Raw genomic sequence first — 5,018 nt, 5'->3', positions numbered from 1 at the left:
CCCCCGAACCACCCCCGCCCGCGCGGCCGCACCGCCCGCGCACCGCACCCCTGGAGGAGCACCGTGCCCGCAGCCAACCTGGTCAGCGCCGAGGCCCTGACCGTCGTCCACGGCTCGCGCACCCTGCTCGACCGCGTCTCCCTCGGCGTCTCCGAGGGGGACCGCACCGGCGTCGTGGGCCGCAACGGCGACGGCAAGTCCACCCTGCTGCGCCTGCTGGCCAAGCAGCAGGAGCCCGACGGCGGGCGCGTCACGCACACCGGCGGGCTGCGCATGAGCGTGCTCGCGCAGTCCGACGCGCTGGCGCCGGGCACCAGCGTGCGCGACGCGGTCCTCGGCGACCTGCCCGAGCACGCCTGGGCCTCCCAGCCGCGGGTGCGCGACGTCGTGGCCGGGCTGCTGGGCGACCTGGAGGCCTCCGACGTCGGCGGCCTGGAGGCCCCCGTCGACGCCCTCTCCGGCGGGCAGCGCCGCCGCGTGGCGCTGGCCGCGCTGCTGGCCGCCGACCCCGCCGGCGAGCTGCTCGTCCTGGACGAGCCCACCAACCACCTCGACGTCGAGGGCGTGGCCTGGCTGGCCGAGCACCTGCGCACCCGCTGGGCGCCCGGCACCGGCGCCCTGCTCGTCGTCACCCACGACCGCTGGTTCCTCGACGCCGTGTGCGAGCGGGTGTGGGAGGTGCACGACGGCGTCGTGGACGCCTACGACGGCGGCTACGCCGCGTACGTGCTCACCCGCGCCGAGCGCGCCCGCGTCTCCGCCGTCACCGAGGAGCGGCGCCAGAACCTGCTGCGCAAGGAGCTGGCCTGGCTGCGCCGCGGGGCCCCGGCGCGCACCAGCAAGCCGCGCTTCCGCATCGAGGCCGCCAACGCCCTCATCGCCGACGTGCCGCCGCTGCGGGACTCCGTGGAGCTGGCCCGCATGGCCACCGCCCGCCTGGGCAAGGACGTGGTGGACCTGGAGGAGGTCGCCGTGGCGCGCGGCGGGCGCACCCTGCTCGACGGCGTCACCTGGCGCCTGGGGCCGGGCGAGCGGGTGGGCGTGGTGGGCGTCAACGGCGCCGGCAAGTCCACCCTGCTGGGCCTGGTCAACGGCACGCTGCAGCCGGACGCCGGGCGCGTCAAGCTCGGCAGGACCGTGAAGGTGGCGACCCTGTCGCAGGGGGTGCGCGAGCTGGACGAGGTGGGCGAGCTGCGGGCCCTGGAGGCCGCCGACCGCGTCGCCAAGCACGTGCGCCTGGGTGACCGCGACGTGCCGGCCGGGCAGCTGCTGGAGCGCCTGGGCTTCACCGCCCAGCGCGCCTGGACCCGCGTGGACGACCTGTCCGGCGGTGAGCGCCGCCGCCTGCAGCTGCTGCGCCTGCTGATGGGCGAGCCCAACGTGCTGCTGCTGGACGAGCCCACCAACGACCTGGACACCGACACCCTGGCCGCGGTGGAGGACCTGCTGGACGGCTGGCCGGGCACCCTCGTGGTCGTCAGCCACGACCGCTACCTGCTCGAGCGCGTCACCGACCGCCAGGTGGCGCTGCTCGGCGACGGCGCGGTGCGCGACCTGCCCGGCGGGGTGGAGGAGTACCTGCGCCGGCGCGCGCAGGCCAAGGCCGCGCAGGTGGCGGCCCCCGCCGGCGGCGCCGGCGGGCAGGGCGCGGACCCCGGGCGCGAGCGGCCCGCCGCCGACGGCGCGGCGGTGCGCGCGGCGCGCAAGGAGATGGCCCGCGTGGAGCGGCAGCTGGACCGCATCGCCCGCACCGAGGAGCAGCTGCACGCCGAGCTGGCCGAGCGCGCCACCGACCCGGCCGCCGTCACCGAGCTGGACGGGCGGCTGCGGGCGCTGCTGGCCGAGCGCGAGGAGCTGGAGCAGGTGTGGATGGAGGCCTCCGAGCTGGTGGAGTGAGCCGGTCCGCCCCCACCCGGTGATCACGGGCAGCCACCGCCCGTGCGCGTTGCGTCGAACGGGTGACCTCTTCCGGTGCACCGTGCTCACGGGAGGCCTCGTGGCGCGAGAACTGTTGCACCGTCCGGGTGGCGTTCCCCTACGCTGTGCCGGGCCGCGCGGTCCCATGGGGGTGGTGAACGCGCACCAGGCCAGGCCGGCGGACAGACCGAGTCCAGGGGGGACTTTGAGCATCAGCGACGCGCCCGGATCCAGGACCGAACCCGGGGAGATCGAGGACAAGCTCCTCGGGACCTCCCCGGCGGACGTCGACGCCGACGCCGCTCGGCGCGAGCGGCTGCTGCTGCCCAGGCAGCGCGGCGCCCTCGGGCTTCCCGAGCGCACCCCCGCGTGGCAGCGCGACTACGTGCAGAAGATCGTCGCGCTCGACGCGGCCGTGGCCGCGTTCGCCGCGTTCGTGGGCTTCTTCGCCCGCTTCAACGGCCAGCCGGCCGACCTCGACACCACCGCCGGCCGGGCCGTGGTGGCCTGCGCCGTGCTGCTGCCGGTGATCTGGGTCGTCGCCATGGGCGCCTTCCGCACCTACGAGCCGCGCTTCCTCGGCGTCGGCTCCGAGGAGTTCCACCGGGTGCTCTCGGCGGCGCTGGCCGTCGTCGCGCTCGTCGGCACCTCCTCGTGGGCCTTCGGCCTGGACGTGGCCCGCGGCTACGTCGTCATCGCCTTCCCCATCGCCACGCTGCTCACCCTCGTGGGCCGCTACGCCACCCGCCGGCGCCTGCACGAGCGCCGCGCGCGCGGCGAGGCCGGGCAGACCGTCGTGGCCGTCGGGCACCGCGCCGCCGTCGCCGGCATGGCGCGCCAGCTGCACCGCGCCTCCTACCACGGCATGCGCATCGTCGGCGCCTGCGTGCCCGGCGGCGGGGGCAGCGCCGCCGAGGACGCCGAGCTGACCGAGCTGGGCATCCCCGTCATCGGCAGCCTGGACGAGGTGCGCCACGCCGTCACCAGCGTCGACGCCGACGTCGTGGCCGTCACCGCCTGCCCCGAGCTGGACGGCGCCGCGCTGCGCCGGCTGGGCTGGGAGCTGGAGGCCACCCGCGCCGACATGGTCGTGGCCCCGGCGCTGACCGAGGTCATCGGCCCGCGCGTGGCGATCCGCCCCGTGTGCGGCCTGCCGCTGCTGCACGTGGAGCGCCCCGAGCTGGACGGCGTGCGCCGCCTGGCCAAGACCACCGTGGACCGCACCGCCGCCGCGCTCGCCCTGGTGGTGCTCAGCCCCGTCCTGCTCGCCGTCGCCGCCCTGATCAAGCTCGACAGCAAGGGCCCGGTCTTCTTCAAGCAGCAGCGCGTCGGCAAGGACGGCAAGCTGTTCCCGATGTTCAAGTTCCGCTCGATGGTCACCGACGCGGAGAAGCTGCTCATCGACCTGCGCGAGTCCACCGACGGCAACGGCGTGCTGTTCAAGATGAAGGTCGACCCGCGCATCACCCGCGTGGGCCGCGTCATGCGCCGCTACTCCGTGGACGAGCTGCCGCAGCTGATCAACGTGCTGCGCGGGGAGATGTCCCTGGTGGGCCCGCGCCCGCCGCTGCAGGCCGAGGTCGACAAGTACGGCTACGACATGCGCCGGCGCCTGCTGGTCAAGCCGGGCCTGACCGGCCTGTGGCAGATCAACGGCCGCTCCGACCTGGACTGGGCCGAGTCGGTGCGCCTGGACGTGCGCTACGTGGAGAACTGGTCCTTCACGTTCGACTTCATGATCCTGTGGAAGACCGCCGGGGCGGTGCTGCGCGGCCGCGGCGCCTACTGACCCGCTGCCGCCCGCTGGCCCGCCGCCGACCCGCGCCCCCGACGCCCCCGCACCCCCCGGTGCGGGGGCGTCCTCGCGTGCCGGCTCAGCCGGCGGCGGGCCCCTCGAAGGGCGCGGCCACCCGGCGCAGCAGGGTCGCCAGCGAGCGCCGCTCGTCCTCGGCGAGCACCGCGAGCATCCGGTGCTCGGCGCGCACCAGGTCCGCCAGGGCCGCGTCGACCACCGCGGCGCCCTCGGCGGTCAGGCGCACGCGCACGCTGCGCCCGTCGTCGGGCGCCGGGCGGCGCTGCACCAGCCCGCGGCCCGCGAGGCGGTCCACGCGGTTCGTCATCGTCCCGCTCGTCACGAGCGTCTGCACGACCAGCTGACCGGGGGACAGCTCGTGCGGGGCGCCGGCGCGCCGCAGCGCCGCCAGCACGTCGAACTCCCACGTCTCCAGCGCGTGCGCGGCGAACGCGTCGCGGCGCAGGCGGTCCAGGTGGCGCGCCAGGCGCGCCACGCGCGAGAGGACCTCCAGCGGCTCGACGTCGAGCTGAGGGGTCTCGCGCCGCCACGCCGCGACGATGAGGTCGACCTCGTCGGCGGGCGGGCGCGCGCCCGGGGACCGGTCGCGCCCGGACCGGTCGTCGTCGCGTGCCACGGCAGCGACTCTAGGGCGTGCCCCCGGCGTCCCCGGTGGCCTCCCCGGCGTCCTCGCCGGCGTCCTCGCGGGCGCGGGCCCGCAGCCGCGGCGAGCGCTCCAGCCCGGTCAGCCCGTTCCAGGCCAGGTTCACCAGGTGCGCGACGACCTCCTCCTTCGCCGGCTCCCGGGTGTCCAGCCACCACTGGCCCGTCACCGCGACCATCCCCACCAGCCCCTGCGCGTACAGCGAGGCCGTCTGCGGGGGGAAGCCGCGCGCGGCGAAGGCGTCCACCAGCAGGTGCTCCACCTGGCGGGCGATGTCGGAGATGAGGCTGGCGAAGGTGCCGCCGGCGGCGGCCGCGGGGGAGTCGCGCACCAGGATCCGGAAGCCGTCGGTGGAGCCCTCGATGTAGTCCAGCAGCGCGGTGGTCGAGCGCTCCAGCAGCGTGCGGGGGCTGCCCCGCCCCGACAGCGCCCGCGTGATCGCCGACAGCAGCGAGGCGATCTCGCGGTCCACCACCACCGCGTACAGGCCCTCCTTGCCGCCGAAGTGCTCGTACACGACGGGCTTGGACACCCCGGCGCGCGCGGCGATCTCCTCCACGGTGGTGCCCTCGACCCCGCGCTCGGCGAACAGGGAGCGGCCGATGCCGATGAGCTGCTCGCGGCGCTCCCCGGCGGGCATGCGGG

General features: G+C 76.3%; 4 protein-coding genes. 2 read left to right on the top strand and 2 right to left on the bottom strand.

Annotation, left to right across the window (positions count from 1 at the left end; all coding sequences use genetic code 11):
- Window positions 1-63 precede the first annotated feature (63 nt).
- A complete protein-coding gene (locus GTR00_RS14325; protein ID WP_166612281.1) occupies window positions 64-1,896 on the top strand; it encodes an ABC-F family ATP-binding cassette domain-containing protein in 1,833 nt (610 codons plus the stop codon).
- 337 nt (window positions 1,897-2,233) lie between these two features.
- Window positions 2,234-3,706: a sugar transferase gene (locus GTR00_RS14320; protein ID WP_166612283.1), complete on the top strand. Its 1,473-nt coding sequence runs from the start codon at window positions 2,234-2,236 to the stop codon at window positions 3,704-3,706.
- A gap of 85 nt (window positions 3,707-3,791) precedes the next feature.
- On the opposite strand, the gene GTR00_RS25885 is transcribed toward GTR00_RS14320, so the two are convergent.
- Window positions 3,792-4,346 (bottom strand): MarR family winged helix-turn-helix transcriptional regulator, encoded by a 555-nt coding sequence (locus tag GTR00_RS25885; protein WP_166612280.1) that lies wholly within the window; start codon window positions 4,344-4,346, stop codon window positions 3,792-3,794.
- 10 nt (window positions 4,347-4,356) lie between these two features.
- On the bottom strand, window positions 4,357-5,018 hold a 662-nt coding region (locus GTR00_RS14310; protein ID WP_407659701.1), incomplete at its 5' end, for a TetR family transcriptional regulator.

The sequence above is a fragment of the Kineococcus indalonis genome (genome assembly GCF_009906395.1).
GTDB lineage: Bacteria > Actinomycetota > Actinomycetes > Actinomycetales > Kineococcaceae > Kineococcus > Kineococcus indalonis.
The sequence above is the reverse complement of the archived record's forward strand: the minus strand, read 5'-3'. Positions and strand labels throughout refer to the sequence as shown.